This window comes from Hyalangium sp., assembly GCF_035629615.1.
GTDB lineage: Bacteria > Myxococcota > Myxococcia > Myxococcales > Myxococcaceae > Hyalangium.
This window is the reverse complement of the sequence record NZ_DASPHO010000169.1, coordinates 1-25,526: the sequence shown is the minus strand read 5'-3', so window position 1 is coordinate 25,526 and position 25,526 is coordinate 1. Positions and strand designations below refer to the sequence as shown.

29 protein-coding genes are annotated in these 25,526 nt (G+C 68.0%); 11 read left to right on the top strand and 18 right to left on the bottom strand.

From position 1 onward, the window contains the following. From VD972_RS08735 to VD972_RS08700, 8 genes are all read right to left on the bottom strand, one after another. Positions 1–193, bottom strand: a 193-nt coding sequence (locus VD972_RS08735) for a carbamoyl-phosphate synthase domain-containing protein (protein WP_324983701.1), incomplete at its 3' end; no start/stop codon positions are given. Further along, entirely contained in the window at positions 193–1,494 is a 1,302-nt protein-coding gene (locus tag VD972_RS08730; protein WP_324983698.1) for a dihydroorotase, read from the bottom strand. The genes VD972_RS08735 and VD972_RS08730, both read right to left, overlap by 1 nt. Further along, positions 1,491–2,381 carry an aspartate carbamoyltransferase catalytic subunit gene (locus VD972_RS08725; protein ID WP_324983695.1) on the bottom strand — a complete coding sequence of 297 codons (891 nt, stop codon included), beginning with the start codon at positions 2,379–2,381 and terminating at the stop codon, positions 1,491–1,493. The genes VD972_RS08730 and VD972_RS08725 overlap by 4 nt, the downstream gene beginning before the upstream one ends. Before the next feature lie 69 nt (positions 2,382–2,450). After that, the gene (gene lepB / locus VD972_RS08720) at positions 2,451–3,692 is read right to left on the bottom strand and encodes a signal peptidase I (RefSeq protein WP_324983692.1); all 1,242 of its coding nucleotides are present in this window, start codon (positions 3,690–3,692) and stop codon (positions 2,451–2,453) included. Continuing rightward, positions 3,693–5,504: a translation elongation factor 4 gene (lepA, locus tag VD972_RS08715; protein WP_324983689.1), complete on the bottom strand. Its 1,812-nt coding sequence runs from the start codon at positions 5,502–5,504 to the stop codon at positions 3,693–3,695. It lies immediately after the preceding gene. Positions 5,505–5,582: 78 nt separating this feature from the next. Further along, the gene (locus VD972_RS08710; protein WP_324983686.1) at positions 5,583–6,527 is read right to left on the bottom strand and encodes an NAD-dependent epimerase/dehydratase family protein; all 945 of its coding nucleotides are present in this window, start codon (positions 6,525–6,527) and stop codon (positions 5,583–5,585) included. A gap of 54 nt (positions 6,528–6,581) precedes the next feature. Next, positions 6,582–7,538, bottom strand: a complete 957-nt coding sequence (locus VD972_RS08705) for a UDP-glucuronic acid decarboxylase family protein (RefSeq protein ID WP_324983704.1) — start codon at positions 7,536–7,538, stop codon at positions 6,582–6,584. A gap of 21 nt (positions 7,539–7,559) precedes the next feature. Then, a complete protein-coding gene (locus tag VD972_RS08700) occupies positions 7,560–7,742 on the bottom strand; it encodes a ribbon-helix-helix domain-containing protein (RefSeq protein ID WP_044185397.1) in 183 nt (60 codons plus the stop codon). Between the two features lie 68 nt (positions 7,743–7,810). Between VD972_RS08700 and VD972_RS08695 the strand changes: the two genes are divergently transcribed. Beyond that, on the top strand, positions 7,811–8,428 hold the full coding sequence (locus tag VD972_RS08695) for a hypothetical protein (RefSeq protein WP_324983680.1): 618 nt from the start codon (positions 7,811–7,813) through the stop codon (positions 8,426–8,428). A 36-nt stretch (positions 8,429–8,464) separates the two neighbouring features. On the opposite strand, the gene VD972_RS08690 is transcribed toward VD972_RS08695, so the two are convergent. The 6 genes from VD972_RS08690 to VD972_RS08665 form a co-directional block, all read right to left on the bottom strand. Continuing rightward, positions 8,465–8,827, bottom strand: a complete 363-nt coding sequence (locus tag VD972_RS08690) for a cupin domain-containing protein (RefSeq protein WP_324983678.1) — start codon at positions 8,825–8,827, stop codon at positions 8,465–8,467. Between the two features lie 27 nt (positions 8,828–8,854). Continuing rightward, a complete protein-coding gene (locus VD972_RS08685; protein WP_324983675.1) occupies positions 8,855–9,733 on the bottom strand; it encodes an SPOR domain-containing protein in 879 nt (292 codons plus the stop codon). 102 nt (positions 9,734–9,835) lie between these two features. Then, positions 9,836–10,234, bottom strand: coding sequence for an HU family DNA-binding protein (locus VD972_RS08680; RefSeq protein ID WP_324983673.1), 399 nt, complete (start codon positions 10,232–10,234; stop codon positions 9,836–9,838). A gap of 53 nt (positions 10,235–10,287) precedes the next feature. Further along, the gene (locus VD972_RS08675) at positions 10,288–11,052 is read right to left on the bottom strand and encodes a hypothetical protein (RefSeq protein ID WP_324983670.1); all 765 of its coding nucleotides are present in this window, start codon (positions 11,050–11,052) and stop codon (positions 10,288–10,290) included. Between the two features lie 17 nt (positions 11,053–11,069). After that, a complete protein-coding gene (mnmA, locus tag VD972_RS08670; RefSeq protein ID WP_324983666.1) occupies positions 11,070–12,116 on the bottom strand; it encodes a tRNA 2-thiouridine(34) synthase MnmA in 1,047 nt (348 codons plus the stop codon). A gap of 125 nt (positions 12,117–12,241) precedes the next feature. Beyond that, the gene (locus VD972_RS08665) at positions 12,242–13,513 is read right to left on the bottom strand and encodes a [cytidine(C)-cytidine(C)-adenosine (A)]-adding enzyme (protein WP_324983663.1); all 1,272 of its coding nucleotides are present in this window, start codon (positions 13,511–13,513) and stop codon (positions 12,242–12,244) included. Between the two features lie 199 nt (positions 13,514–13,712). On the opposite strand from VD972_RS08665, the gene VD972_RS08660 reads away from it, so the two are divergent. From VD972_RS08660 to VD972_RS45435, 6 genes are all read left to right on the top strand, one after another. Then, on the top strand, positions 13,713–13,907 hold the full coding sequence (locus VD972_RS08660) for a hypothetical protein (RefSeq protein ID WP_324983660.1): 195 nt from the start codon (positions 13,713–13,715) through the stop codon (positions 13,905–13,907). Next, complete coding sequence (locus VD972_RS08655; RefSeq protein ID WP_324983657.1) at positions 13,904–14,476, top strand: DUF1643 domain-containing protein; 573 nt, start codon at positions 13,904–13,906, stop codon at positions 14,474–14,476. Before VD972_RS08660 ends, VD972_RS08655 begins: the two co-directional genes overlap by 4 nt. Positions 14,477–14,524: 48 nt before the next feature. Continuing rightward, complete coding sequence (locus VD972_RS08650) at positions 14,525–15,022, top strand: hypothetical protein (RefSeq protein WP_324983654.1); 498 nt, start codon at positions 14,525–14,527, stop codon at positions 15,020–15,022. 4 nt (positions 15,023–15,026) lie between these two features. Continuing rightward, a complete protein-coding gene (locus tag VD972_RS08645) occupies positions 15,027–16,556 on the top strand; it encodes a DEAD/DEAH box helicase (protein WP_324983650.1) in 1,530 nt (509 codons plus the stop codon). Next, positions 16,553–18,619 (top strand): virulence-associated E family protein, encoded by a 2,067-nt coding sequence (locus VD972_RS08640; RefSeq protein ID WP_324983647.1) that lies wholly within the window; start codon positions 16,553–16,555, stop codon positions 18,617–18,619. Before VD972_RS08645 ends, VD972_RS08640 begins: the two co-directional genes overlap by 4 nt. Positions 18,620–18,884: 265 nt before the next feature. Then, entirely contained in the window at positions 18,885–19,523 is a 639-nt protein-coding gene (locus tag VD972_RS45435) for a DNA N-6-adenine-methyltransferase (RefSeq protein WP_414654015.1), read from the top strand. Here the strand turns inward: VD972_RS45435 and VD972_RS08635 are convergent. From VD972_RS08635 to VD972_RS08620, 4 genes are read right to left on the bottom strand one after another with little or no spacing between them, the layout of a single operon-like run. Next, positions 19,411–19,812 carry a hypothetical protein gene (locus tag VD972_RS08635; protein ID WP_324983644.1) on the bottom strand — a complete coding sequence of 134 codons (402 nt, stop codon included), beginning with the start codon at positions 19,810–19,812 and terminating at the stop codon, positions 19,411–19,413. The genes VD972_RS45435 and VD972_RS08635 overlap by 113 nt on opposite strands. Then, positions 19,800–20,309: a hypothetical protein gene (locus tag VD972_RS08630; protein WP_324983640.1), complete on the bottom strand. Its 510-nt coding sequence runs from the start codon at positions 20,307–20,309 to the stop codon at positions 19,800–19,802. The genes VD972_RS08635 and VD972_RS08630 overlap by 13 nt, the downstream gene beginning before the upstream one ends. A 35-nt stretch (positions 20,310–20,344) precedes the next feature. Next, the gene (locus VD972_RS08625) at positions 20,345–20,539 is read right to left on the bottom strand and encodes a hypothetical protein (RefSeq protein ID WP_324983636.1); all 195 of its coding nucleotides are present in this window, start codon (positions 20,537–20,539) and stop codon (positions 20,345–20,347) included. Positions 20,540–20,589: 50 nt separating this feature from the next. After that, a complete protein-coding gene (locus VD972_RS08620) occupies positions 20,590–20,940 on the bottom strand; it encodes a hypothetical protein (protein ID WP_324983633.1) in 351 nt (116 codons plus the stop codon). Positions 20,941–21,358: 418 nt separating this feature from the next. Between VD972_RS08620 and VD972_RS08615 the strand changes: the two genes are divergently transcribed. The 4 genes from VD972_RS08615 to VD972_RS08600 all read left to right on the top strand — a co-directional run. Then, positions 21,359–21,985 (top strand): hypothetical protein, encoded by a 627-nt coding sequence (locus VD972_RS08615; RefSeq protein WP_324983630.1) that lies wholly within the window; start codon positions 21,359–21,361, stop codon positions 21,983–21,985. Further along, entirely contained in the window at positions 21,972–23,585 is a 1,614-nt protein-coding gene (locus tag VD972_RS08610) for a terminase large subunit domain-containing protein (protein WP_324983627.1), read from the top strand. Before VD972_RS08615 ends, VD972_RS08610 begins: the two co-directional genes overlap by 14 nt. 97 nt (positions 23,586–23,682) lie before the next feature. Next, complete coding sequence (locus VD972_RS08605; protein ID WP_324983625.1) at positions 23,683–24,939, top strand: phage portal protein; 1,257 nt, start codon at positions 23,683–23,685, stop codon at positions 24,937–24,939. A gap of 20 nt (positions 24,940–24,959) precedes the next feature. Then, positions 24,960–25,526: HK97 family phage prohead protease (locus VD972_RS08600; RefSeq protein ID WP_324983623.1), on the top strand; the 567-nt coding region annotated here is incomplete at its 3' end.

Sequence of the window (25,526 nt, the reverse complement as noted above, 5' to 3'; positions counted from 1 at the left end):
TTGCCCCCACGTTGCCCATCTCCGGGTAGGCCATGGTGACGATCTGCCCGACATACGAGGGGTCCGTGAGGATCTCCTGGTAGCCGAACATGGACGTATTGAAGACCACCTCGCCCACCTTCTCGCCTGAGGCGCCAAAGGAGCGCCCCTCGAAGATGGTGCCATCCGCCAGCGCGAGCACCGCCCGCTTCATCACCGGGACTCCTTGATCTGACCGTCCGCGAACACGAGCCTGCCGCCGACCCAGGTCTGGGTGACGCGGCCCTTGAGCAGTCGGCCATTGAAGGGGGTATTCCGACTCTTGGAGAAGAACCGCTCTGCGTCCACCGCCCACTCCACCTCCGGGTCGACGAGCGTGACGTCTGCCGGAGCCCCGGCCGCCAGGTGACCGCCCGGCAGGCCGAATGCCCTGGCAGGCCCGTCCGTCAGCAGCGCCACCGCCTGACGAGGGCTCAGTAAGCCCTCGTGGACCAGGGCCAGCGTCAGCCCCAGGGCCGTCTCCAGGCCCACCACGCCGTTGAGGCCCTTCTCGAACTCCACCTGCTTGTCGAGCACGCCGTGCGGCGCATGGTCCGTGGCGATGGCGTCAATCGTACCGTCCACCAAGGCCTCGCGGAGCGCCTCCACGTCGCGGCGCAGGCGCAGCGGCGGGTTCATCTTGGAGTGGGTGTCGTACGGGCCCACGGCCGTGTCATCCAGCGTGAAGTGGTGCGGCGTGGCCTCGGCGGTGACGCGCAGGCCGCGCTTCTTCGCCTCGCGCACCAGGCGCACGCTGCCCTCGCAGGAGAGGTGGGCGATGTGCAGGCGCCCCCCGCTCTCCTCAAGCAGCACCAGATCCCGGGCCACCATGACGATCTCGGCCGAGGACGGGATGGGCGCCAGCCCCAGCCGCGTCGCCGTGGGCCCCTCCGTCATCGCGCCCTTGCCGGACAGCGTGAGATCCTCCTCGTGGACCATGACGGGGACGTCGAAGCGCGTGGAGTACTGGAGCGCGCGCCGCATCAGCGAGGCACTCATCACCGGCCGTCCGTCATCCGTGACACAGACGCAGCCCGCGGAGAGCAGCTCGCCCATCTCCGCCAGCTCCTCGCCCTTGAGGCCCTTGGTGATGGCCCCCGCGGGGTAGACGTGGCAGAGCCGGGCCGCCCGAGCGCGCGCCAGCACCAGCTCCGTCACCAGGGCGCTGTCGTTGACGACCTTGGTGTTGGGCATGGCCACCACCGCGGTGAAGCCGCCCGCCACCGCCGCCCGGCACCCGGTGAGGATGGTCTCCTTCCCCTCCTCGCCCGGTTCGCGCAGGTGCACGTGCAGATCGATGAAGCCCGGGAGCACCCAGTGCCCGCGCGCATCCACTACCTCGGCGTCCGGGATCTGCAGCGGCGCCTCGGACACCGCGGCCACCTTGCCGTCCCGGACGAGCACGTCGCGCACACCGTCGATCTGGTTGCGCGGATCGATGACCCGGCCGCGGCTGAAGAGGACCGAGGCGCTCACGAGCACACCTCCAGGATGGCCCGGCGCACGGCGACCCCGTTGGCCACCTGCTCCAGGATGACGCTGCGGGCCCCGTCCGCCACGGCCGGAGCCAGCTCTACGCCACGGTTGATGGGACCGGGGTGCATGACGAGCGCCTCTGGCTTCATCCGCTCGGTCCGCGCCGCGGTGAGGCCAAAGAGGCGGGAGAACTCGCGGGTGGAGGGAAAGAAGGACTCCGTCTGCCGCTCGAGCTGGAGACGCAGGCACATCACCGCGTCCGCCTTGGGCAGCGCCGCATCCAGGTCCGTCGTCACGTCGGCGCCCAGCTCCCTCAGGCCCACGGGCAGCAGCGTCGGAGGTCCGCACGCCACCACCCGCGCCCCGAGCGCCGTCAGGCAGAGGATGTTCGAGCGCGCCACGCGGCTGTGGAGGATGTCCCCGACGATCAGCACCGTGCGGCCGTCCAGCCTCCCCCAGTGCCGCCGCAGCGTGAAGGCATCCAGCAGCGCCTGCGAGGGGTGCTCGTGGGTGCCATCCCCGGCGTTGATGACGGCACAGCGCACGTGCTGGGCCACCAGGTGGGGGGCTCCCGAGGAGCGGTGCCGGATGACGAGCGCCACCGGGCCCGTGGCCTCGATGTTGCGCACGGTGTCCAGCAGCGTCTCTCCCTTGGAGACGGAGGAGCCCTGGGCCGTCCAGTTGAGCACCTGGGCGCCCAGCATCTTGGCGGCCATCTCGAAGGAGGTGCGGGTGCGGGTGGAGTCCTCGAAGAAGAGGTTGGCCACCACCTTGCCCTGGAGCACGGAGGACTGTGCCGAGCCCCCGGGCAGGTGAGCCTCGGCCCGGTCGAGCAGCGTCTCGATCTCTTCTCGCCGCCAGCCTTCGATTCCGAGGAGGTGTCGCATAGACCCGGGTCGCGCCCTAGCAGCGCTACCGCAGAGCGTCAAGCATCACTGAAGCCCTCGCCGAAGCCCTCACCGGACGGGCTCGAAGAAGCGGTCCAGGCGCAGGCCCGTGCCATCAAAGAGGCTGCTCAGCAGACCGCCGTAGCCCAGCGACAGCCACACCACCATCGCCTTGCCCTTGATGTGCCCGTAGGGCACGTAGGCCGGCGGGTGGCCCTGGCCCACGAACCCCACGCGGCTGTCCGAGCTGTTGTCGCGGTTGTCGCCCATCACGAAGACGTGGTCCTCGGGAACGATGAAGGGCCCCTCGGTGATGTGGCCGTGAGGGTGGTGGGGAGACTGGAGCGCCGCGTGGACCACCTCATCCAGGCGCTCCTGGTAGAGCACGGTGGAGTCGTCCTCCCACTCGTTCTTGAAGGACAGGTTGCGCACGATGAAGTCGTCCGAGACGAGGGTGCGCTGCTGCGGCACGCCGTTGACGTGGATCACCTCGTTGATGACCTCGATCCGCTCTCCCGGCAGGCCCACCACGCGCTTGATGAAGTCCTTGTCCGTCTCGATGGGGTTGTTGAAGACGATCACATCCCCGCGCGCCGGCGGCCGGACGAACTGGAACGGCACCACGTTCATGAACGGGATGCGCACCCCGTAGATGAACTTGTTGACGAAGACCTGATCGCCGATCTCCAGCGTCGGGAGCATGGAGCCGGAGGGGATGCGGTACGGCTCGATGAAGATGGTGCGGATGAGCAGCGCGATGACCAGCGCCTTGGCGAAGCCGGAGACGGTGTCCCAGGTGGACTGCTTCCGGTGAGCGGCGAACAGCTCCTCGTGGAGCTTGTCCAGCGCCCTGACTTCTTTCTCCAACTGGGGCACGTCCGCGGCCAGGGAGGCATCCTCCACGCGGACGGCCTGCTCGGCGATGCGCTCGGCCGCGTTGGGCGGCAGCTTGCCGGGGAGGCGCGCGAAGACGCGCTCGGCCTCGAGGAACAGCTCTCGCGCCTCGTGGCGGAACTTGCGCAGCGCCCCCTCGCGCTTGGAGACCAGGCGCCACGTGAGCAGCCCGGCCCAGGAGAAGAACATCGCCGCGCCGAAGTACTGCATGGCCGGCTTGGCCCAGGAGGCGGACGAGGGGATGTTCTCGATGAGGAACAGGTACGGGATGAAGAAGAGCCCGACCAGCGTCAGCGGCGCCCAGAGGCTGGTGAGGAGCTGCCGCCACATGAGCAGGCGCCGGGCCCGCAGCTGCTCTGGCGTCCGGCGGGCGGACAGGACTTCTCCCAGCTTCACCGGTGTGGTCACGGCGGTCATCTAGTCCTCCGTCTTCAGGACGGCCAGGAAGGCCTCCTGGGGGATCTCCACCGTACCCACCTGCTTCATGCGCTTCTTGCCCTCCTTCTGCTTCTCCAGCAGCTTGCGCTTGCGGCTGATGTCACCACCGTAGCACTTGGCGAGCACGTTCTTTCGCATGGCGGAGATCGTCTCACGGGAGATGATCTTCGCGCCGATGGCCGCCTGAATGGCCACCTCGTACATCTGCTTGGGGATGACTTCCTTGAGCTTCTGGCACACCTCGCGGCCGCGCAGGTAGGCGCGCTCGCGGTGGACGATTACGCTCAGCGCATCCACGGGCTCGCCGTTGATGAGGATGTCCAGCCGGGCCAGATCCGCCTCGAGGTAGCCGGCCAGCTCGTAGTCGAGGCTGGCATAGCCGCGAGACACGCTCTTGAGCTTGTCGAAGAAGTCGAACACCACCTCGGCCAGCGGCATCTCGTACGTCACCTGCACGCGCTGGCCGCTGGAGCCCAGGTACTTCATGTCCTTCTGCACGCCGCGCCGGTCCTGGCACAGCTTGAGGATGGCGCCCAGGTGCTCGTTGGGCACGTGGATGTGGCAGGTGAGGATGGGCTCCTCGAACTTCTCAATGTTCTGCACCGGCGGCAGCTTGGCCGGGTTGTCGATGAGGAGCGTGTCGCCCTTGCTGGTGGTGATGCGGTACACCACCGAGGGCGCCGTGGTGATGAGGTTGAGGTTGTACTCGCGCTCCAGGCGCTCCTGGACGATCTCCATGTGCAGCAGGCCCAGGTAGCCGCAGCGAAACCCGAAGCCCAGCGCCGTGGAGGACTCGGGCTCGTAGGTGAAGGCCGAGTCGTTCAGCTTGAGCTTGGCCAGCGCGTCGCGCAGGCCCTCGTACTCCGCGGAGTCCACCGGGAAGATGCCGCTGAACACCATGGGCTTCACTTCTTTGAAGCCCGGGAAGGGAGTCTCCGTGGGGCGAGCCTCCTCCGTCACGGTGTCACCCACCTTGGCGTCCTGCAGCTCCTTGATGTTGGCCACGAGGACGCCCACCTCGCCAGCCATCAGCTGCTGCACGGGCCGGGAGAAGGGGCTGAACACGCCCAGCTCCTGCACCTCGAAGACCTTGTTGTTGCTGAACAGCTTGATCTTCTGCTTGAGCTTGAGCGTGCCCTCCAGCACGCGCACCAGCGTCACCACGCCGCGGTAGTTGTCGTACCAGCTGTCGAAGATGAGGGCCTTGAGCGGCGCGTCCGGATCGCCCTTGGGAGGCGACACGGTGTGGACCACCGCCTCGAGGATGTCCTCGATGCCGATGCCCTCCTTGGCGGAGGCCGGCACGGCCACGGACGCGTCGATGCCGATCACGTCCTCGATCTCTTCCCGCGTGCGCGCCACGTCCGCGCTCGGCAGATCGATCTTGTTGATGACGGGGATGATCTCCAGGTTGTGATCCAGCGCCATGTAGACGTTGGCGAGCGTCTGAGCCTCCACGCCCTGGCTCGCATCCACCACCAGCAGCGCCCCCTCACAGGCGGCCAGCGAGCGGCTGACCTCGTAGGCGAAGTCCACGTGGCCCGGCGTGTCGATGAGATTCAGGACGTACTGCTGCCCATCCTTGGCCTTGTAGTTCATCCGCACGGACTGGGCCTTGATGGTGATGCCCCGCTCGCGCTCAATGTCCATGTTGTCCAGGAACTGGGCCTGGGACTCTCGCTTGGTCAGCGTCCCCGTCTTCTCGAGGAGACGGTCGGCCAGCGTCGACTTCCCATGGTCGATGTGGGCGATGATGCAGAAGTTGCGGATGTGGGCGTTTTCGGCCGGCATGGAATTGTGGGCTCTGCGCTGTACGTCGAAGCGCGCGTGAGTAACACCGAACCCGTCCAAAATCCATGCATCCGAGAGCTAGCCGGACGCCCGAGCCGGCTCACGCGCCTTGGCCCGGAAGTACTCCACGGTCTTGCGCAGCCCCTCGGCGAGTCCCACGGTCGGCTCCCAGCCGAGCACCTTCTTGGCCAGGGTTGCGTCGATGCAGGATCGCCGCTGCTCGCCCGGCTTGCCCGGGGCATGCGTCACCGGCAGGCTCGAGCCCGCCGCCTCGGCCAACCCGGCGTAGAGCTGGTTGATGCTCGTCTCGATACCGGTGCCGATGTTGATGGCGCCCACGAAGTCCTTCTCGAAGGCCAGCAGGTTGGCCCGGGCCACATCCGGCCCGAAGACGAAGTCGCGTGTCTGCCCACCGTCCCCAAAGATGGTGCACTCCCGGCTGGCGACCAGGCGCTGGCTGAAGATGGCGACCACGCCCGCCTCGCCGTGGGGGTTCTGCCGGGGCCCGTAGACGTTGGCATACCGCAGGGCCACGTAGGGCAGACCGTACTGGGCCCGGTAGTAGCCCAGGTAGAGCTCGCCTGAGGCCTTGGAGACGCCGTACGGGGACACAGGCCGCGTCGCGTGGGACTCCGGCGCGGGGAAGACATCCTGCTCGCCGTAGATGGCACCACCGGTGGAGCTGAAGAGGACCTTCTTCACCCCGGCGATGCGCGAGGCCTCCAGCAGGTTGAGCATGCCCAGGATGTTGGTCTCTGCATCGAAGCGCGGATCCTCCACGCTGCGCCGCACGTCCATCTGCGCGGCCAGGTGGCAGAGCACGTCCGGGCGCTGGGAGCGGATGAGCTCGGCGGCCTCGGGGCTGCGAATGTCCTGGACGACCAAGCGCACCCGCGGATCCAGGTTCTCGCGCCGGCCGCTCGACAGGTTGTCGAGGGCAATCACCTCGTGTCCCGCGCGCAGGAATGCATCGCACACGTGCGACCCGATGAAGCCCGCCCCTCCCGTCACCAGCACTTTCACGCTCAAGCTCCCGCCACCGCCCGTGGCTCGAAAATGTACAAAGGTGCCGCCAACTTAAGAACCATCCCGGGGGCTGGCAATGGTGCGGAAGTAGGAGATGGTCTCCCGCAGACCTTCCTCCAGGGACACCCGGGGCTCCCAGCCCAGCAGGGTCCGCGCCCGGGTGATGTCCGGCTTGCGCTGCTTGGGATCATTCTGGGGCAGCGGCTGGTAGAGGATCTTCCCTCCCCCGCCCGCGGCGGCCCGTACCGCCTCGGCGAACTGGAGGATGGTCATCTCCTGCGGGTTGCCGATGTTCACCGGCTCCGTCACGTCCGACAGGGCCAGGCGCACCAGCCCCTCCACCAGATCCTTCACGTAGCAGAACGAGCGCGTCTGCGTACCATCCCCGAAGACAGTGAAGTCCTCGCCGCGCAGGGCCTGGCTCACGAAGGCCGGCACCACCCGGCCGTCATTCAGGCGCATCCGCGGCCCGTAGGTGTTGAAGATGCGGACGATGCGCGTCTTCACCCCGCGCACCCGCGCATAGGCAGAGGTGAGTGCCTCCGCATAGCGCTTGGCCTCGTCGTACACGGCGCGCGGGCCAATGGGGTTGACGTTGCCGTAGTAGCCCTCGTGCTGGGGGTGGACCAGCGGATCGCCGTACACCTCAGAAGTCGAGGCCTGGAGGAACACCGCCCCTCGGGCCTCGGCCAGCCTCAGCCCGTTCTCCGTGCCGAGAGAGCCCACCCGGAGCGTCTCCAGCGGCAGCTGCGCGTAGTCGATGGGAGAGGCAGGAGAGGCCAGGTTGAAGACGTAGTCCAAGGGCCCTTGCACCGAGAGCCCCTCCACGATGTCCTGCTTCAGGAACTCGAACCCAGGCCGCGCGCGCAGCCCTCGCAGGTTCTCCTCCGCGCCGGTGAGGAAGTTGTCTACTGCCACCACGGCGGCGCCGTCATCCAACAGCCGCTCGCACAGGTGGGATCCCACAAAGCCCGCACCCCCGAGCACCGCAGCCCGCTTGCCTCGCATGCCCGTCACCCCTTGGCCCGCCTAGGACAGCTCGTCGAAAGTCGCCTGGCCGGGCAGCTGCGCCTTGTACTTGTCGAGCACCAGATCGATGCCCTGCCGGATGTACTCGGCCACGGGCACCTTGGTCTTCTGGTTCAGCGCCTTGAGGCGCTCGTTCTGCTCTGGGGTGATGTAGATGGTGGTGCTGATCTTCTTTCGGGCCATGGCGATATGTGAAAATATATGGAATGACGTGGCCCGTGAAGAAAGTGGCGCCCGCAGGCAGGTCTCCAATGAAATCATGGGGTTATGTAGGCATCTGGACCCTGATGGCGCTGGTTGGTTGCTCGGGTGACAAGGCTGGGAAGAGGCCGGTCGCCGAGGCCGAGCCCATCGGGACTCCCCGCTACACGCCGGAGCCGATCCGACCCGAGCGTGCGGAGGGCGAGAAAGTCAAAGAGCTGGATGTGAACCGCGACTACAAGCCGGACGTGTGGACGTACTCCGTCGCGGCGAAGGGTGCGGACGGCCAGGATCGCGAGCGCATGGTGCGCAAGGAGATCGACTTCAACGGGGACGGCCGGGTCGACATCACCCAGTACTACAACGAGCGCGAGGAGAAGGTGCGCGAGTCGATGGACCAGGACTTCGACGGCAAGGTGGACTCGGTCCTGTTCTACGAGAAGGGCGTGAACACCCGCACCGAGCGCGACGTGAGCGGCGACGGCAAGGCGGACGTGTGGCTCTATTACGAGAAGGGGAAGCTGGCCCGCAAGGAGCGGGACACCAACGGCGACAGCCGGGTGGACAACTGGGAGTACTGGGAGAACGGCCAGGTGGACCGGATCGGGGATGATCTGGACAGCGACGGGAACGTGGATCGCTGGACGAAGAACCCCAACTCCCAGTAGGCCTCGGGCGAGGCCCTCCCCTCTCCTGCTACCGCCCTACGCCTTGCTCGTGCCGGCGCGGCCGTACGAGTCCTCGAGCCGGACGACGTCCTCCAGCTCGGGGGTGCTGACCTCGAGGATGTCACAGTCGGTGAGCGCGACCATGCGGTGCTTGGTGAGCGGCTTGATGTGGTAGCTCTCGCCGGGGTTCATCTCCTTCTCGATGAGTCCCTGGCCCTCGTCGACGACGAAGAGCAGCTTGCCGCTCTGGACGTGGATCGTCTCGTCCTTCTGGTTGTGGTACTGCAGGCTGAGCTTGTGGCCCTGCTTCACGTGCAGGAGCTTGCCCACATAGCGCTCGGTGTGAGCCCAGATCAGCTCGTAGCCCCAGGGCTTCTCCACCCGCCTCGTCGCCGTCATGTCCCTTCCTGCTCTTCCTGGACCGCTCTAGTTCGTCCCGGCCACGAACGCATCGAGCTGGGTCTCACGCTTGAAATCCGTCAGGTAACGCGTCGCCGCCTCCTTGGTGGGGAAGCTCCCCATGCGGACGCGGTACCAGGTGCCCTTGTTGGCCACCTCGGCGGCGACGATATATGGGGCATAGCCCCGGTCGCGCAACCGTGCGGCGAAGCGGTCGGCCTCCTCCCGGCTCTGGGATGCGGAGAGCTGGAGGGTAAAGGCGCCTCCGGGGACGGCCTCGGCGGGGCGCTGGGTGGCGCGAGCGATGGCCTCCTTCAGCCCTCCACCCGCGGGAGTGGCCGTCCGGGTAGGGACGGTCTCCTCGGCCACCGCGCCCGGAGTGGGCTTGGGAGCAGCCGTGGGAGCCGGGGCTGGCGAAGAGGCGGGCTTCTCGGTCGGAGAAGGGGTGGGAGCATGGGGACGCTCGACGGCCGCCAGCGCGGCGAGCTCGTCATCAGCGGAGTTGGAGGCCGTGTCCGGCTTCTCGGCCGGGGCGGCCGGAACCGGGGCGGGCTTGGGCGCCGGGGTCGCGGTGGCAGAGGCAGCGGGCTTGGGCGCTGCGGGCTTGGGCGCTGCGGGCTTGGCGGGCTTCGGCTCGGGCTCGGCGGACTTCCGGGTGAGCTCGTCCTGGAAGGTCAGCGGTGGCTCCTTCTGGGCCTCCTGGAGCGCCTCGGCATTGGCGTCGAGCGCCGAGAGCAGATCCGGCGCCGCGGAGGCCTCGGCGTTGCCGGCGAGCTTCTTGCCCACCACGACACCGAGCACGAACACGGCGCCCATCACGACGATCCCCGCGATCAACAAGCTGACGATCTGCCGATTGTCGAGGGAGACGTCGAACTTCTCCTTCATCCGATGAGCATCCCGCATGGTCTTGGCGTTCCTCGTGCGCTGGCGATCCGGCCGGGGTACATCCCGTGTTGCGGCCTGTAGCGCCAACGCTCTGAAAGGTACGCTCCACCCTGGGGTCGGTCAAATTCGCGGAGCCACCTCACTGCCGGAGCCAAGGTGAGAGGCGAGCGCCGGTACCCGTAGAACGGACATCCGCGGGAGGTGAGCGGGCCCAGGAAGGTCGTCCTGGAGCCGGGAGCGTGCACGGTTGATGCGCTCACGCAGCTCCTTGCCCGGGGCGAAGGACACGGCGACCCGCTGCTTCAGCGCCACGGGAGCACCGGTCTTGGGGTTGCGCGCGAGGCGCGCGGGGCGGGACTTGACCGCGAAGCAGCCGAACCCTCGCAGCTCGATGCGCTCTCCGGCCTTCAGCGCCTGGGTCATGCGCTCGAAGACCGCGTTGACGATGGCCTCGATGCGGCGGGGAGGGACATGAGGGGCCTTCTCCACGATGCGCTCGATGAGCTGGCTCTTGGTCATGGTCGCGCCCACTCTACAGACGGGGGGTGACACGAACCCGAGCCTCCGCTGGCTCACCGCAGGCGCAGATCCATCGGGCCTTCGAGCTCCAGCTCCTTGCCCTCGGCGGTGCGGAGCGTCAGCTCGGCGCCATCCGGGAGGATCAGTCGGACGGTATTGCCCAGAGGGATCTCCCGATCCTCGAGCAGCACTGCGGTGGTGAGCTCGTCCGTCTCGGCCACCGCGAAGCCATCTTCCACGTTGGCGATGAGCCCGCCTTCCCCCAGAGGTCCCGCATGGATGGAGGGGACCTTGGGCCGGAAGGGCGGCGCGGGCAGTGGCTTGGAGGGCCCCTCCGCGCGAGGACCGGAGCCGAGCTTCTCCATGCCGTTGGGGGTGAAGAAGGCCTTGAAGTAGTCGGCCGCGGTGAGCTCGGTGTTGGCCATGGGCGGGGTCTTCTCGATGTTGGTGTAGCGCGCCGCCACGAGCCGCTGGGAGGGAGGGAGCTGCTGGACGGCGCCCGCCACCCACCGTCGCGTGGGGATGTTGGGGCCGAGCAGCTTCGCCTCGTCCGCCTCTCCCACGTCGAGCTCGTCTCCATTGTCGAGGAAGCGCATTCCGCCGCCGAAGTACTCGAGGAGCGCGGGGCCGGTGGCGATGATGTGCTCATCCGAGAGCAGGTGCGCGCCCACGGGGATGGGACGCTTCTCCTCGCCGATGACGCGCAGTACCGGAGCCCCCGCGGAGTGCAGGCCCGCGATGAGCGTGGCCGGCTCCTTCTTGCAGCCTCCCGCCAACGCGAGGATCGCCATCCAGAGAACGCCAGGGTGACGCGTCATGCCCACCTCCTGCCCGGTCAGACGATCCAGCCTCCGCCGAGCACGCGATCGCGATCGTAGAACACCGCAGCCTGTCCTGGCGTGACCGCCCGTGCCGGCTCGTCGAGCTTCACGGAGACCAGCCCATGCCGGGAGATCTCCACTCGGCCGGGAGCTCCCACGTGGCGATGGCGGATGCGGACCTCGACGGTCTGGTCCGGCGGCGGAGGTGCATCCACCCAATGCGGCTGCAGCAGCCCGAACGAGTCCCGCCCGGTGGCGGTGGCGGGGCCGACGACGACGCGGTTTGTCTCCGGCTCGATGCGCTGGACGTAGCGGGCCTCACCGCCGCCGAGGTTGAGCCCTCGCCGCTGGCCCACGGTGAAGCGGTGGATGCCGGCGTGGGTGCCAAGGACGTGGCCCTCGGTGTCGACGATGTCTCCGGCTGGCTGTGGCCCGGCCACCTTCTCCACGAAGCCGGCGTAGTCGCCATCCGGCACGAAGCAGATCTCCATGCTCTCCGGCTTGTGGCTGGTGGGCAGCTGGTGGCGCTCGGCGACAGCGCGGACCTCGGCCTTGGTCATGTCCCCCACGGGGAAGAGGACGTCGGACAGCTCGCTCTGGCCGAGCGTGAAGAGGAAGTAGCTCTGGTCCTTGGCGAGATCCCGGGCCCTGCGCAGGACGTGGCGCCCGCTCTCGTTCTCGACGCGGGCGTAGTGGCCGGTGGCGAGCCGGGCGCCCAGGGCGCGGGCGCGCTTGAGGAGGAAGTTGAACTTCACGTCCCGGTTGCAGCCGACGCAGGGGATGGGGGTGCGGCCGCCGAGGTAGGACTGGACGAAGGGGTTGATGACGCGGTCCTTGAAGATCTCCTCGGCGTTGGCCACGTAGAAGGGGATCCCGAGCGTCTGGGCGACGGCGCGCGCGTCATCGATGTCATCGGGGCTGCAGCAACTGCCACACTGGGCCTTGCCCTCGTAGGACCAGACCCGCAGCGTGATGCCGATCACCTCGTGACCCTGCTCCTTGAGGAGCGCGGCGGCGGCCGAGGAGTCCACTCCACCGCTCATGGCAATGACGACTCGCATGACATCCTTCTTCCTACACACCGGCCTGCCCGGGTGCGACTCGCGGACGGGGGTTCCGCACGCTTCCAGACAGGAAGCACACCCGCTCTCCCTCCTAGGGCAAGCTGGGCAGAAGGTCTACTACCCTAGGCGCTCCCCTTCCCTGCCTGCCAGGCTCTCAGCAGCTCCTTCAGCTTCTCAGGCTGATTAATGGAGGGCTCATCCAGGACGGACTCGAGGAGGAACCGGGTAGCCTCCCCGACAATGGGCGAAGGGCCGACACCGAGCGTGGCCATGATGTCTCCGCCTGTGAGCGCGAGCTCCTTAGCGCTCAGGGGAGGCTTCGCGGCGGCAAGGGCCCGCAACCGCTCTTGGAGCCGAATGAAGTCGGAGAGCCGCTCCGGCACTCGGACCTGGATCCGCGTGTGCGCGACCGCGAGCAAGGACTCCAGCTGGCCGAGTCCTAGGCGGGCGAGCAGGCGTCGGAGCGCCGGGTCGCCCTCTCCGATGCGATTCTCGAGTGCAGCCTGCTCGACCAGAAGGCCCACCGTGTCCGCGACCTTGTTGGGGAACTTGAGCCGGATGCCGATGTCACGAGCCAGAGGTCCGCTGACGAGATCCGCCAGCAGGGTTGCCAGCCGGATCTCCACCTCGGCCGGCGCGCTATGGGCGGCGGTGCGAGCCAGACGTGCGGCCTCAGACTCGGCCCGAGCCAGCTCGGGGAGGAAGACCTCGAGCAGCCCGGTGTCCGCCAGCAGCAGGATGCCGGACTCGGCGCGAGGAGAGAGGAGCACTTTGACGAACTCCTCACGGACGCGCTCCAGCGCGACCTTCCGGAACACCGGGAGCGTGGGAGGAATGGCGGCCCGGGTGGCGGGCTCGAGCGTGAAGCCGAGCACGGCCGCGAAGCGCACGGCGCGCATGGGACGCAGGCCATCCTCGGAGAAGCGCTCGAGTGCATTGCGCACGCAGCAGATGACGTGGGCCTGCAGGTCGGCCTGGCCGCCGAACGGGTCGACGAGCTCCCGGCTGATGGGATCGTAGGCCATGGCGTTGATGGTGAAGTCCCGGCGGGAGAGATCCTCGGTGATGTCGCTCTCGAACTTGACGGAGCTGGGGCGGCGCCCGTCGTGGTAGTCGCCCTCGCTGCGGAAGGTGGTGACCTCCACATGGTTGCCACCGATGACGACGGTGACGGTCCCGTGCTGGATGCCCGTGGGGATGACCTTCTTGAACGCGCCCTGGACTTCATGGGGGTGAGCGCTGGTGGTGACGTCGAAGTCCTTGGGAGGGACGCCGCGGACCATGTCCCGGACGCAGCCGCCGACGAGGAAGACGGCGAACCCCAGCTCGCGCAGGCGGCGGAGGACCTCGAGGATCGGGCGCGGGATGTCCGCGTTGTGAAGGTTCGCGAGCATCGGCCGCGCTGCGAGAGAAAAGGGAGTGACCCCGACAGGAATCGAACCTGTGACCTGCGGTTTAGGAATCAGGAAGGGCCCCAACGGCATCGCCGTCGCCCAAGGGCAGATTCAGGCAGATCCGGGTAGCACGTCAACTATTCCGCCACGGGGGCGCCACAACGGCGACGGGGCCCTTCCTCCAGGAGAGTCCTGTGGCATGTGCGCGCACTGGCGGCGCTGCAAGGCCCTGATCCAGGACCTCGACGCACGCAACACGCGGTGCGACTTCAGCCCGTCACGGTTCAGCCCTGCTCAGGAGCGCAGGGGCCGGCTCCGCCCGCACATGCTCTACGTTCGGACGCGCCTCCGGACACGGACGTGGTGGTGGACGATGGCTCGGGTGCTGCCGTGAGCGCCCAGATCCCAGTCCTCCACATCCGCCACCCAGACGGCATGTGCACCTGCGGTGGCGCAACATGCCACCCGTCCTGGGCCACGTTCAGTGAGTGCGGAGGGTACCGCTACGCCCTCGGGCGCCGCTGGGCCGATGGCCCGGCACTCGCCGTCATCGGCCACAACCCGAGCACAGCTGATGAGTCGGTGGACGACCCGACAATCCGCCGCTGCATCGGCTTCGCCAAGCGGGACGGGTTTGGCGCGCTGCTCATGCTCAATCTGTGCGCTTGGCGGGACACGAACCCCAAGGGCCTGGACCTTCTCGTTGACCCGATTGGCCCCGAGAACGACTCGGCCATCCTTGACGGCATCCGCACCGCAGGGCGTGTCCTTGCCGCATGGGGCGCCCTGGCTGGGCAGTCGAAGTCCCAGGCCGTCCGCGAGCGCGCCTTCAACGTCCTCCGGCTCCTCGCGCCCATCGTTCCTGTCTACGCCTTGAAGGTGGGCAAGGACGGCAGCCCAGGGCACCCGCTCTACCTGAGGGGTGACCTGCCCATGGTTATTTACCGGGAGGGCCGGTCATGAGCCGCTCTCGGTTGCAGACGTCTGCAAATCGGGGGGGGGTGGTCCGCCATGGCTAACCCCTTCGCTCAGATCGACAAGCTCCTGGCGAAGCACAAGGCCGACTTGAACGTCGCGGAGGAGGCTGTGAGGGAGGCCAAGGCAACGAGCCTCAAGGTCCTCGACAACGGCATCTGGAGGTGCCGCTTCCGGCCGTACAAGGGCGAGCACCCACTCGACGTGAGAGCGGTGAGCGCCGCCGAGCTCGCTGAGCAGCTCCGCGTCCTCGCGCTGGAGCGCGCCAACGCCAAGAAGGCCGCCGTCGATGCCCGGGTGAAGCAGCGTGTTGCTCACCGCGAGCTGGTGGCCACCACCCGGGCAAAGCTGAAGGAGCTTGGGGCGACGCGAATCAGGGCCCGGCTCGTCAACGTGCTCGGCAGCCAGAGAACCTACCGCTGGACGTGCTCCTGCCGCAGCCACGTCACGTCGTTCGTGACGGATCTCGATGAGGCCTCGTCGAGCGAGCTGATCGCGGCGGTTCGCACGCTCCGGGCGGCCGAGCGGGGATAGGCCCGTGCACCTCCGCCCCTACCAGGATCAGGCCATCGAAGCTGCCCGTGCGCACGTGCGCCGCGGCGCGAAGCGGGTACTCATAGTGATGCCCACCGGCGGGGGCAAGACAGTGGTGGCGAGTGAGATCATCCGCGGCGCCACTGAGAAGGGCAGCCGCACCCTCTTCCTGGCCCATCGCCGTGAGCTCATCCTGCAAACCTGCGACAAGCTGCGGCGCTTCGGCGTCCCGCACGGCGTCATCATGGCGGGCATCCGCCCGGCGCTGCAGCACCAGGTGCAGGTGGGCTCCGTGCAGACGCTCTCTCAGCGCAGTGGTGTGCTCGAGCGGGTGGATCTGCTGTTCATCGACGAAGGCCACCACGCCACCGTGAAGAACCAGTACGGGCGACTCCTCGTGAGGTGGCCGAACGCCCGGGTGGTGGGCCTCACCGCAACCCCGTGGCGCCTCGACGGCCAGGGCCTGTCGGACGTCTTCGACGCGCACGTGGTGGCCACGACGCCGCGGCAGCTCCGGGACGAGGGGTTCCTCACCCCAGTGGGAGGGTGGGAGTACGAGGCCATCAACACCGACGGGGCGCGGGTGAGCGGCGGGGACTTTCTCGCCAAGGACCTGCAGGCGTCCGCCACCTCGCAGCGGGTGGTGGGGGACATCGTCTCCGAGTGGCTCCTGCACGCAGCCGGCAAGCGCACCGTGCTCTTCACCGTCACGGTGGAGCAGAGCCAGCTCATGGTGGAGGAGTTCCGCAAGGCGGGAGTCCCGGCCGAGCACGTGGACGGCACCATGCCCACCTCAGAGAGGGACGCCATCCTCCGCCGACTCCGCTCCGGGCAGACGCTGCTCGTCTCCAACTGCAACGTCCTCACCGAGGGTTTCGACTGCCCCGAGCTCGAGGTGTGCATCCTCGCGCGCCCCACCCTCTCCACCTCCCTCTACCTGCAGATGGTGGGACGAGTGCTCAGGCCCTGCTGCCTCGACTGCCACGCGCCCAGCTCGGCGCTCTCGCCCGTGTGCGAGGTGTGCGGCTCGGCCAACGTGAAGCGCCTGGCGAGGCTCCACGATCACGCCGGGTGCCTCGCGGCCCATGGCCACCCGTACGCGGAGCGGGACTTCAACCCCCAGGAGTCCTCCCGCGGGGCGCGCAAGAGCAAGAAGGAGGGGGCGGCCCGGCGGCTGCGCTGCGCCGCGTGCAACAGCATCACCTCGCGGTGGCCGTGCGATGCCTGTGGCTACTCCCCCACCCCGAAGGAGCTGCAGCTGGTGTACGAGCCCGCGGCCGCGCGGAAGGAGATCGGCGCGGACGGCGCCCCGGCGCCGGCCAAGGCGCGCTCGACGGCAGAGCAGCGGGCGGAGAAGTGGGCGCTGCGGTACCGCTTCGACACGGACAGCTCGGGGCGCAGGGCATTCTATGAGGCCATGGTGCGCAAGCACGGAGAGAAGGCGCCCTTCATCTACCGGTGGGCGAGTGGCTTCACGGAGTCTGCGCCGAAGGCATGGCGTGCGCCGCCGGCTGCCTCGGTAGGCGGCACATGACCATCCGCCTCGTGCCGCCTACTGGCTCAGCCGAACCCGGCAAGCTCACACCTGAGGAGGTGGAGAGTCTCTGGACCGCCCTCTCGCCGGTGTCAGGTGGCGGTGACGCGTACCTCGGCACGCGTGGGCTGTGGGACGCCAACACCGAGCAGCTCGTCCGCTTCACCCACGCCGAAGTCCCCAACCGGAGCCTGCTGGGCCTCTTCCGCGCGGGGTACCTCATCGCCAGCCCGCTGACGGATGTGCTCGGCGACAAGCGAGGGTTGTTGGTGCGCCTGGCGCGCGAGGCCCGCGGGGACGAGTCTGTCACCCGGAGCGTGAAGGGCAGCGCCATGGCTGGGGCCTTCCTCGGCGCGCCTCACAGGGTGGAGAACTCGACTCTCGTCTGCGTCGCTGAGGGGCTCACGGACACCCTGGCCGTGCTCGGGTGGACTTCCTCCATGGATGGCGTCTGTGTGGTGGGGGCGCCGTCGCGCTCTCTCCTTCCCAGGCTCGCGAAGGAGCTCGAGGCGGCGGGGATTCCCATCGACGGCAAGCTCTTCGCCCTCTTCGTCAAGAATGACAGGCCGAAGAACGAGAGCCGGCGGGAGTTCGTCCGCCTCAGGCAGATGCTCGTCGCGCGCGGCGCGCGGGTTGTCCTCGTCGCCACCCATGAGGAGTACAAGGACGTCGCCGCGTGGCGCCAAGCCCACCCGGACGCCGAGTGGCCGCCGGCCGAGGTGCGCAAGGCGTCCCTGCCGGAGCCTGGGGACGAGGCGCCGGCGGAGGAGCGGCCTCTGCTGGTGCAAGGCCTGGCTGTGCCCATCCCCGCGGAGGTCCGCACCGAGCACTACGCCCAGGACTTCACCACGCTGTGCACGCTTCTGGATGACCCCAGCCACCGCGAGGCTGTCATGGGCGGCCGCGGGGAGTTCGCCTGGTGCGAGATGACCTGGCGCGTGCGGTATGGGGGCCAGGAGATTTCTGATGTGGACCTCTCCACCATCCGCCTCGGCCTCGAAGCCCAAGGACGCAGCACGGACGGCAAGCCGTTGAAGTTCTCCGAGGAGGAGATCGCCAAGGCGCTTGCCGTGCTGGCGCGGCGCCGCCCCGTCCACCCGGTGCGCGATTGGCTGAGGGAACTTGTGTGGGATGGCCACGAGCGCATCGAGGTCGAGTTGCCGCTCGCGCTGGGGCACGAGGCCGCCTCCTTCGCCGGCAGGCTCCTGGTGAGGTGGATGGTCTCCGCTGTTGCGCGCGCATTCTCCCCGGGGTGCAAGGTGGACACCGTCTTGGTGCTCGTAGGAGACCAGGGTGACAGGAAGAGCACCTTCTTCGAGATCTTGGCTGGCGACTGGTTCACAGACACGCCTGTCCACCCGGGGGACAAGGACGGCAAGCTCGTGATGAGAGAGGCCTGGATTGTGGAGTGGGCAGAACTTGAGGCAATGCGCCGAGCGCGTGACCATGAGTCCATCAAGGGGTTCCTCTCGGCCCGCGTCGATCTGTTTCGCGCACCCTACGCGAAGAGCATCGCCAAGGCGCCGCGGCACTGCGTCATCGTCGGAACCAGCAACCCTCGGGACTACCTCGGGGACACGACAGGAAACAGGCGGTTTTGGACGATAGAGGTTGCAGGCCGCATCAACTTCGACTGGGTTCGCAAGCACCGTCCGCAGCTCTGGGCGGAGGCGTCGAGCATCTACGCGGCTGCCCAGAGCTGCGATGAGTGCCGGCCGCTCCTTCCGCACGATCGCTGTGACACCCACAAATGGTGGCTTACAGATGAGGAAGAGGCGCTTCGCGCGGAGCAGAACAAGCGCCACGAGGTGCAGCACGCGTGGACGGACCTGGTCCGTGACTGGCTCGCGCAGCACCCCGTATACGCAGAGGTTTCGAGCGCCCAGATCCTCGTCGAGGTTCTGGATATGGACGCCGACAAGATCAGTCGCAGCGCAGAGACAGCCGTGGGCGGGGTGATGGCGGCGCTCGGCTGGGAGAAGAAGCGCAGACGGGTTCCCTCTGGGGGTGTCCGGTGGGTGTACGTGCGGCCTGGGGCGTTTCAGCGGGAGGCCGCGCCATGATCCAACCTGATCCAACCCGATCCACCCTCAAAAACGGGGAGGTTGGATCGCTGTTTTCAGAGGGGATTCTCGCCATGATCCAACCGATCCAACCTCAAAGTCACAAAAGGCATGGGGAAGGGGCGACACGGCGTCCAGGAGAAGAGTGCGGGGTTAGGGTTGGATCGGTTGGATCGGCGAGCAAGCAGCCGGGAGGACTGAGGAATTTGCCGAGAAGTGGACGTGCAGAGGTTGGATCAGAGGTTGGATCCGGGTTGGATCATCCATGAGGCGCGCCACGGATCCTCGCAAGGGCGTCTGGCGAACCCCGGACTGGCTCTTTGAGCCGCTGGATGAACTGCTGACATTCGACCTGGACGCGGCTGCATCGCGGGCAAACGCGCGGTGTGCTCGCTTCTTTTCAGAGGAACGGAGCGGCCTCACTCGGCCCTGGGATGGGCGGAGCGTGTGGAGCAACCCGCCCTACGGCCAGAAGCCCGGCACGGACGTCTGGGTGGAGCACGGCCGCGGCTGGGCGGAGCGCCTGGGCAACCGCATCACCATGCTGGTGCCGGTGAAGGCGGACACCGCCTGGTACCACGATCTCGTCTGGGGCCGGTGCCGAGTGCAGGCGTCCGCAAAGCTCGAAGGCCCACTCCCAGGGAGGTGGTACCGGCTCGAGGAGGCCTTCGGCTACGTGGAGCTGCTGGAGCTGCGAGGCCGCGTCGACTTCGGGGGAGCGAAGGGCCCGGGGTTCTTTGCCAGCGCCGTGGTGGTATACGGCGCCGGCCCCAGGCCGCTGCTGCCTGCCCTCACCGCGCCAGCGCGAACCCTACAGCTCCCCCAGACACGAGGAGGAGCACGGCCACCACCACCACCGCGCCCGTCCCCACCCCCGAAGCGGGCGGCGCGGAACGCAGGGTGAGGGCCTGCTGGAGGGCATCCGCCCGAGCCTGGCCCGCTACCCTCTCAGCCTGGAGCTGTGAGAAAGCCGCGGTGAGGCGCTGGTGTCCCGGCAGCGTGTAGAAGACGCCGGCGGGGAGCCGCACCTCGGCGCCGAGGCTGCCGTCCGGCTCCAGCAGGAGCGCTCTCCCCTCCTGGACGTGGACGGCACCAGCCCCGGGAGCCAGCTCACGGCGAGGGCCATCGTCCGCCAGAGCCTTGGAGCTCACGAGCGCCAGCGTGAGGAGGAGCGCGCTCTTCACGGCTTGCACGTCCCGTTCGCCACTTCCTCGGGCAGGCACGCGGGAACCGCCCTGGGCGTGGCGAGGCTCTTGCCCACGCTCCAGGCGCCCGAGGCGGTGAGCGCCCCCAGCAGGCAGGACACCAGGAGGCTCAGGCTGAAGGGCTGCCCCTGAGAGAGGGCCAGGGCCAGGAGAGTGCTGGTACCGCCTACCACGGCCAGCGTGGCGGTACCGCGCTCCGTGCCGAGCCAGGGCAGGAAGCGAGTCCCCACCTTCCGGAGCACGAGCACCACGCCCACCAGGAGCAGGGAGAGGAGCAGCCCCCACTCGCGGTGGGAGATTGCCTGCACCAGGAGCCGGGCAACCTCCTCGAGGGAGAGCGTGGGCACGGCCTGGGCCGTGGGAGCCTGGGCGAGCACCGGCTCCAGGGCGACAGCGAGGGCGCCGGTGGAGAGCCCGTCCTCGGACTCGGCAGCCATGGCGGGGAGGGACAACACGAGGGACAGCAGCAGCAGGAGGTATCGCACGAGGGATCCTTGGTGAACGGCGAGTGGGTGTCTGCCTACTGCGCGACGAGGGCGCGGACCGCAGCGTCCTTGGCCTCGAGGAGCTTGCGGAGGGCCGCGGTGCGCTCGGGGTTGCGCGGGAGCTTGCTGTGCACCTGCTCCGCGAGCTCGCCGAAGGGCTTGGACACCTCCTGCAGGTGGCTGGGCAGGTGGGCGTAGGCGAAGAACTGCATGATGTGATCTCGCTCCATGGTGCTTCTCTCCTTCGGGTGAGCGGGCAGAGAAGCCCGCGGGTGAAAGGTCAGCGGCGCGCGTGGCCGCGGGGTTCGTCAGTCAGCCGCTCGACGGCCCGGGTGAGGAGCTGGATCTCCCGCCGCAGGGAAGCGATCTCCGTGTCCAGGGTGCGGCGGCCGGCCTGCTGCTCTGCCTCCACCGTGGAGAGGCGTGCGCCCAGGGACACCTGAGCCTGGGTGACTGCGGCGCCTGCAGCTCTCGTCTCGGCGTGCGCGGCGTGGAGGTTGCGCACGTCAGCACCGAGGGTGCCCCACTGGACTGCGAAGGAGAGCGCCGCGGTGGCCACGGACACCAGGAGCGCCACGGCCATCGTGAGCCAGGGCGGCGTCGAGCGCGGGGTGGGGTCAGGAGAGGTCATAGGGCAGGCCTCGGCAGGTGAGGAGCGGCTACCCCGCTCACCTCCACCAGAAGGGGCGGACGCACCTGCCCTGCCCCGAGGGTGCGTGTAGCTGGGTGTCGGACAAGGCGCCCGTTGGCCTACCCCCACCCCTAAACCCCCCCCCGCGAGGCCAGAAAAGGGATTGCTTGGCCGCCCTCAATCGCGCGGTACGGAATCCCCCAGAAAAACCCCAGCATTCGCTGAACCATTCGCCGACCCCTCTAGTCACGAGTGGCCCCCCATGTGCGCATATCGGTCGCTGGGCCCGTGACGGCGAGAGCGGCACGGTCCTTTGAGGGTCGAGCGGGCGCGAAGCCCCTGGGGCCAGCCAGGGCTCTCCCGCGCGAGTCGGAACGACCGCCACTTCTCCCTCTGGAATCCGCCCCTTCTTCAAGGGATGGCCAGGCCGAAGAAGGACCCCAAGAAGGCGGACCCGACGCCGCTCAAACCTCTCGAGGGGTATGAGCCGTGCGGGACGCGGGGGCCCATCACCAACCTGGAGAAGAAGCCGAGGATGATCGCCGTCATCGCCAGGGCGCTGGCCTCGGGGAAGTCACGGAAGGATGCAGCCTCCAAGGCGGGCACCACGGATGCTTGCCTGCGCCAGTGGATGAAGCGCGGTGACGAGCAGTCCCTCCAGGGAAAGGAGACGCTCTATACGAAGCTCCTCGTGGAGGTGAACCACGCCGAGGCCCACTTTCGGGGGCAGCTTCACGAGGTGGAGTTCCGCCTCCTCACGGATCCACGCCGCTACGACTCGAAGCACCTGAGGTGGCGCCTTGCCATCTCCGACCCGAAGCACTTCACCCAGCAGGCCGGAGACCTGGAGTCTTCAAGCGGCATCGCTTCGTTCCAGCTGATGAGCCCCGAGGAGGCGGTACGCAGCGTGGAAGAGAAGATGCGGCGCTTCCTCCAGGAGGAGGACAACCGGGTGGAGCTGGAGGCGAAGGCGGCGGCCAGCGCGCCACCAGCGGCAGGTGCTGCATCGGCGAGCTCGCCCGAGGTGGCCGATGGTCATCAATGACGCCCTGGCCACCCTCCCCCTTCGCACCCCGGAGACGGTAGGCCGCTACTCACTGCTGGAGCAGGTGGGCCTCAAGGCGAGGAAGAAGCTGCGCCTCGTGAAGGCGGAGGTGCATGAGGAGGTTGACCAGCTCACCTCCACGCTCGATGCGCTCCTCAAGCTCGAGTACGACGAAGAGCGGCTCGCCCTCGCCTACGAGTTCAAGTTCTCCCTCCGGCCGGTGCAGTGCATGCCGGAGGGGTACTGGCGCACCTGGTTCTACTGCGGGGGCCGCGGCGCCGGGAAGACGCACGCCGGCAGCTGCGCCGTCATCACCGAGGCGATGGCTGACCCCGAGGGGAAGATCCTCATCGTCGGGCCCACCTACCAGGAGATCCGCAAGCACCAGCTCGAGGGCCCGGCGGGGATCCTCACCCTCTGCCCTCCGTGGTTCCGGCCGAAGTACAAGAAGGCCGACCACTCGCTGCTCTTCCCGAACGGCGCGGTGGCGCACTGGCTCCCGGCCCAGGAGGCCGACAAGTTCCGCGGCGGCCGCTACAGCTTCCTCTGGCTGGATGAGGTGGTGGCCTGGGACAAGGATCCTGTCGAAGTCCTCAAGCAGTGCTTCGTCCTGCGCGCGTACAACACCACTCGGATGAAGCGCGAGGGCATCCCCTCTCGCGCCGTCATCACGACCACGCCCAGGCCCACGCCTGTGTTCCGCGAGCTGCTCAAGCCGGAGAACCGAGACGGCCTGGTGGTGTCGCGCTCGAGCACCTTCGACAACGCGGCGAACCTCGACCCGGCGAGCGTCCGCCAGTGGCGCGCCGTGGCGGACACCACGGAGGGGATGCGCGAGTTCATGGGCGCGCTCTTCTTCGACCTCGACGCGGGCCTCTACCGGAAGGTGAACTGGGAAGCCTCGCGGGTGAAGAGCATCGAGCACCTGCCCCAGCGGCCGGAGGCCTACGGCGAGTGGGCGCCGGCGAAGCTGCGCAGAGTCCACGGCGACAAGATCACCAAGCCCTTCGACTTCCTGGTTGTCAGCGTGGACCCGGCCACCGGGGAGAAGAAGAGCTCGGACTTGCACGGGGTTGTGGTGGAGGGCTTCCGCTGGGAGCCAGACGGGCTGCTGCACACCTACGTCCTGGCGGACCTCTCCCTCCAGGCCCCGGAGTCGAGCGCGTGGGCAACGGCCGCGGTGAAGGCCTACCATGCATGGAAGGACTGGGCCCCGCCGAAGAAGACGTGGATCTTCGCCGAGACGAACACGGGGGGAACCAGCCTCGTAAAGGGGGCCGTCCACGCGGTGGACAAGGCGGTCCGCTTCAAGGGCCAGCGCGCGGGCAACGGCACAGGGGGCAAGGCGGAGCGCGCCACCCCCGCTTCGATGCTGGCCGAGAAGAACCTGGTCCACATGGTGGGCCGGCACCACAAGCTCGAGAAGCAGCTCTCAGAGTTCACCGGAGCGGAAGGTGGTCACGGCAGGGATGACCGGGCGGATGCGTTCGCCTGGCCGATCTTCCTCTACGTCATGCCGAGGCGGCAGATGCGTGGCTCGGTGGGCGAGGCGGCTGGGAAGGCCTCAGAGGAAGGAGCTGAGGACGAGGATGACGAGTAGCCGCCCCTTCTGAGGGGACATGGCTTCCCTCGCCACACGTGTCCTGCGTGCGCTCGGCCTTCGATCTGCCGGGCGTTCCCTCATCACAGCAATCCCCGTGAGCACCTTCCCTGTGCGACGCGGCTCACGGCAGGTGCTCACCGCGTACCGCGAGCATGCCTGGCTTCAGGCCGTGGTGGACACCGTGGCCGAGAGCGTGGCCACGCCGCGTTGGCGCGTCTTCAAGGTAGCGGACAAGAACTCCTCAGCGGGCCGAGCGCTGAAGCGGTACCTTCTGAGTGAGTCCCGGGTGACAGAGCGCCGCAAGGTGTTGGAGCAGGCCGAGAAGGACGGCGGCCTCTACGAGGTGCGAGGGCACCCCATCCAGCAGCTCCTGGAGAACCCCCACCCGAAGTTCCCTGGACGCGAGCTGAGAAAGCTCATGGCCATTCACTGTGACTTGGCCGGGGAGACATTCCAGTGGCTCTCGCGGGATGCAGCTGGCGCCGTGGTCGGCTTCCAGGTGCTCCCGCCGACCGCCGTGAGCATGACGCCGACCTTGGGCCGCCCCTACTTCGCCGTCACGTACAACCTCTTCAGCGGACATGTCCCGGAGCAGGACATGATCTGGTGCCGCCACCTGGATCCTGAGAACCCTGAAGGGCGCGGCGTCGGGAGAGGCCGAGCGGCTGGTGACGAGTTGGATTCGTCCGAAGCCATCCAGCGAGGGGTAAAGGCCACCTTCGAGCGCGGCGGCCTGCCGCTCGCCACCATCGGTGTTGAAGGTGGTGTTGGGGATGATGATGACGGCGAGGACCTGGAGAAACGCTACGAGGCGAAGCACACCGGTGCCCACAACGCCGGCAAGGTGTTCTTCCTCGGCGGCAAGGTGAGCGTCGCCACCTTGCAGCAGGACATGCGCGCTCTCCAGATGGTGGAGACGGACAAGGCCATCCGGGACTTCGTGCGGCAGATCTACAACGTGAGCCCGGAGCTGATGGGGGATCTGAGCAGCTCCAACCGGAGCACGTCCGAGGAGGCCAAGTACACCCTGGCCGAGTACGCCACGCTGCCCCGGCTGGAGTTCTTCCGCTCCTGGTGGCAGCTCCTGCTCATGCCGCAGGAGGACGGAGATGCGATCCTCGAGTACGACGATCCTCGGCCGCAGTCCTGGGAGCGCCGGCTCAAGGCGATGACGGCGGCCTACAACGAGGCGTTCACCCTCAACGAGGCGCGACGGCTGGCGGAGCTGGCGCCGGATCCGGAGTTGGAGGGCCAGCGCTTCAAGCCGCTCCCTGGGGCCAAGCCCGTGCAGGACGGCACGCCCACCGAACCACAGAACCCGCCACCTCCCCGCGGGCCCGCGGAGGAGTAGGCCCGCCCCTTCTTCTTCACATGCGCCCTCAGAGACAGCCCACCACCCCCCTGCCCCCGGAAGGTACCGCCAAGGCCCTCGGCTTTCTCGAGCTGACAAAGGCCGAGGGGGCCGTGGCTGCCAGCGCCCCAGTCTTCCGCATCACCTCCGAGGTGCTGGATCGCGTGCATGACCGCGTGATGGGCGACGGTGCGAAGGTGGAGAACTTCAACCGCAACCCCATCCTCCTCTGGAATCACGACTCGTGGACGCCGGCCATCGGCACCGCGAAGGTGTACCGGGATGCCGCTGGCCAGTGGCTCATGGAGCCTGCCTTCGACAACATCGGCGAGCTCTCGAAGGAGATCGCCGCCAAGGTGGCCGCCGGCACGCTGCGCACCTGCTCCATCCGCTTCAAGTACCTCAAGCACGCCTACAACGACTCTGGGGGTCTGGACGTCCTCGAGTGGGAGCTGCTGGAGGTGAGCATCACCAACATCCCCTGTAACCCGGAGGCAGAGCGCGTGAAGAACGCCAACACGAACCCGAAGCAGAAGAACGACAACCCCACCCCGGCCCCGGAGGAGACGCCCGCCAAGGCGCTCGAG

Coding starts and splice junctions, on each gene's coding strand:
- VD972_RS08705 (WP_324983704.1), bottom strand. CDS start 7,538: ATGCGAGGCAAGCGGGCTGCGGTGCTCGGGGGTGCGGGCTTTGTGGGA.
- VD972_RS08660 (WP_324983660.1), top strand. CDS start 13,713: ATGTGCGCGCACTGGCGGCGCTGCAAGGCCCTGATCCAGGACCTCGAC.
- lepA (WP_324983689.1), bottom strand. CDS start 5,504: ATGCCGGCCGAAAACGCCCACATCCGCAACTTCTGCATCATCGCCCAC.
- VD972_RS08690 (WP_324983678.1), bottom strand. CDS start 8,827: ATGACGGCGACGAGGCGGGTGGAGAAGCCCTGGGGCTACGAGCTGATC.
- VD972_RS08610 (WP_324983627.1), top strand. CDS start 21,972: ATGGTCATCAATGACGCCCTGGCCACCCTCCCCCTTCGCACCCCGGAG.
- VD972_RS08620 (WP_324983633.1), bottom strand. CDS start 20,940: ATGACCTCTCCTGACCCCACCCCGCGCTCGACGCCGCCCTGGCTCACG.
- VD972_RS08615 (WP_324983630.1), top strand. CDS start 21,359: ATGGCCAGGCCGAAGAAGGACCCCAAGAAGGCGGACCCGACGCCGCTC.
- VD972_RS08725 (WP_324983695.1), bottom strand. CDS start 2,381: ATGCGACACCTCCTCGGAATCGAAGGCTGGCGGCGAGAAGAGATCGAG.
- VD972_RS08640 (WP_324983647.1), top strand. CDS start 16,553: ATGACCATCCGCCTCGTGCCGCCTACTGGCTCAGCCGAACCCGGCAAG.
- VD972_RS08700 (WP_044185397.1), bottom strand. CDS start 7,742: ATGGCCCGAAAGAAGATCAGCACCACCATCTACATCACCCCAGAGCAG.
- VD972_RS08665 (WP_324983663.1), bottom strand. CDS start 13,513: ATGCTCGCGAACCTTCACAACGCGGACATCCCGCGCCCGATCCTCGAG.
- mnmA (WP_324983666.1), bottom strand. CDS start 12,116: ATGCGAGTCGTCATTGCCATGAGCGGTGGAGTGGACTCCTCGGCCGCC.
- VD972_RS08675 (WP_324983670.1), bottom strand. CDS start 11,052: ATGACGCGTCACCCTGGCGTTCTCTGGATGGCGATCCTCGCGTTGGCG.
- lepB (WP_324983692.1), bottom strand. CDS start 3,692: ATGACCGCCGTGACCACACCGGTGAAGCTGGGAGAAGTCCTGTCCGCC.
- VD972_RS08685 (WP_324983675.1), bottom strand. CDS start 9,733: ATGCGGGATGCTCATCGGATGAAGGAGAAGTTCGACGTCTCCCTCGAC.
- VD972_RS08695 (WP_324983680.1), top strand. CDS start 7,811: ATGAAATCATGGGGTTATGTAGGCATCTGGACCCTGATGGCGCTGGTT.
- VD972_RS08625 (WP_324983636.1), bottom strand. CDS start 20,539: ATGGAGCGAGATCACATCATGCAGTTCTTCGCCTACGCCCACCTGCCC.
- VD972_RS08650 (WP_324983654.1), top strand. CDS start 14,525: ATGGCTAACCCCTTCGCTCAGATCGACAAGCTCCTGGCGAAGCACAAG.
- VD972_RS45435 (WP_414654015.1), top strand. CDS start 18,885: ATGAGGCGCGCCACGGATCCTCGCAAGGGCGTCTGGCGAACCCCGGAC.
- VD972_RS08680 (WP_324983673.1), bottom strand. CDS start 10,234: ATGACCAAGAGCCAGCTCATCGAGCGCATCGTGGAGAAGGCCCCTCAT.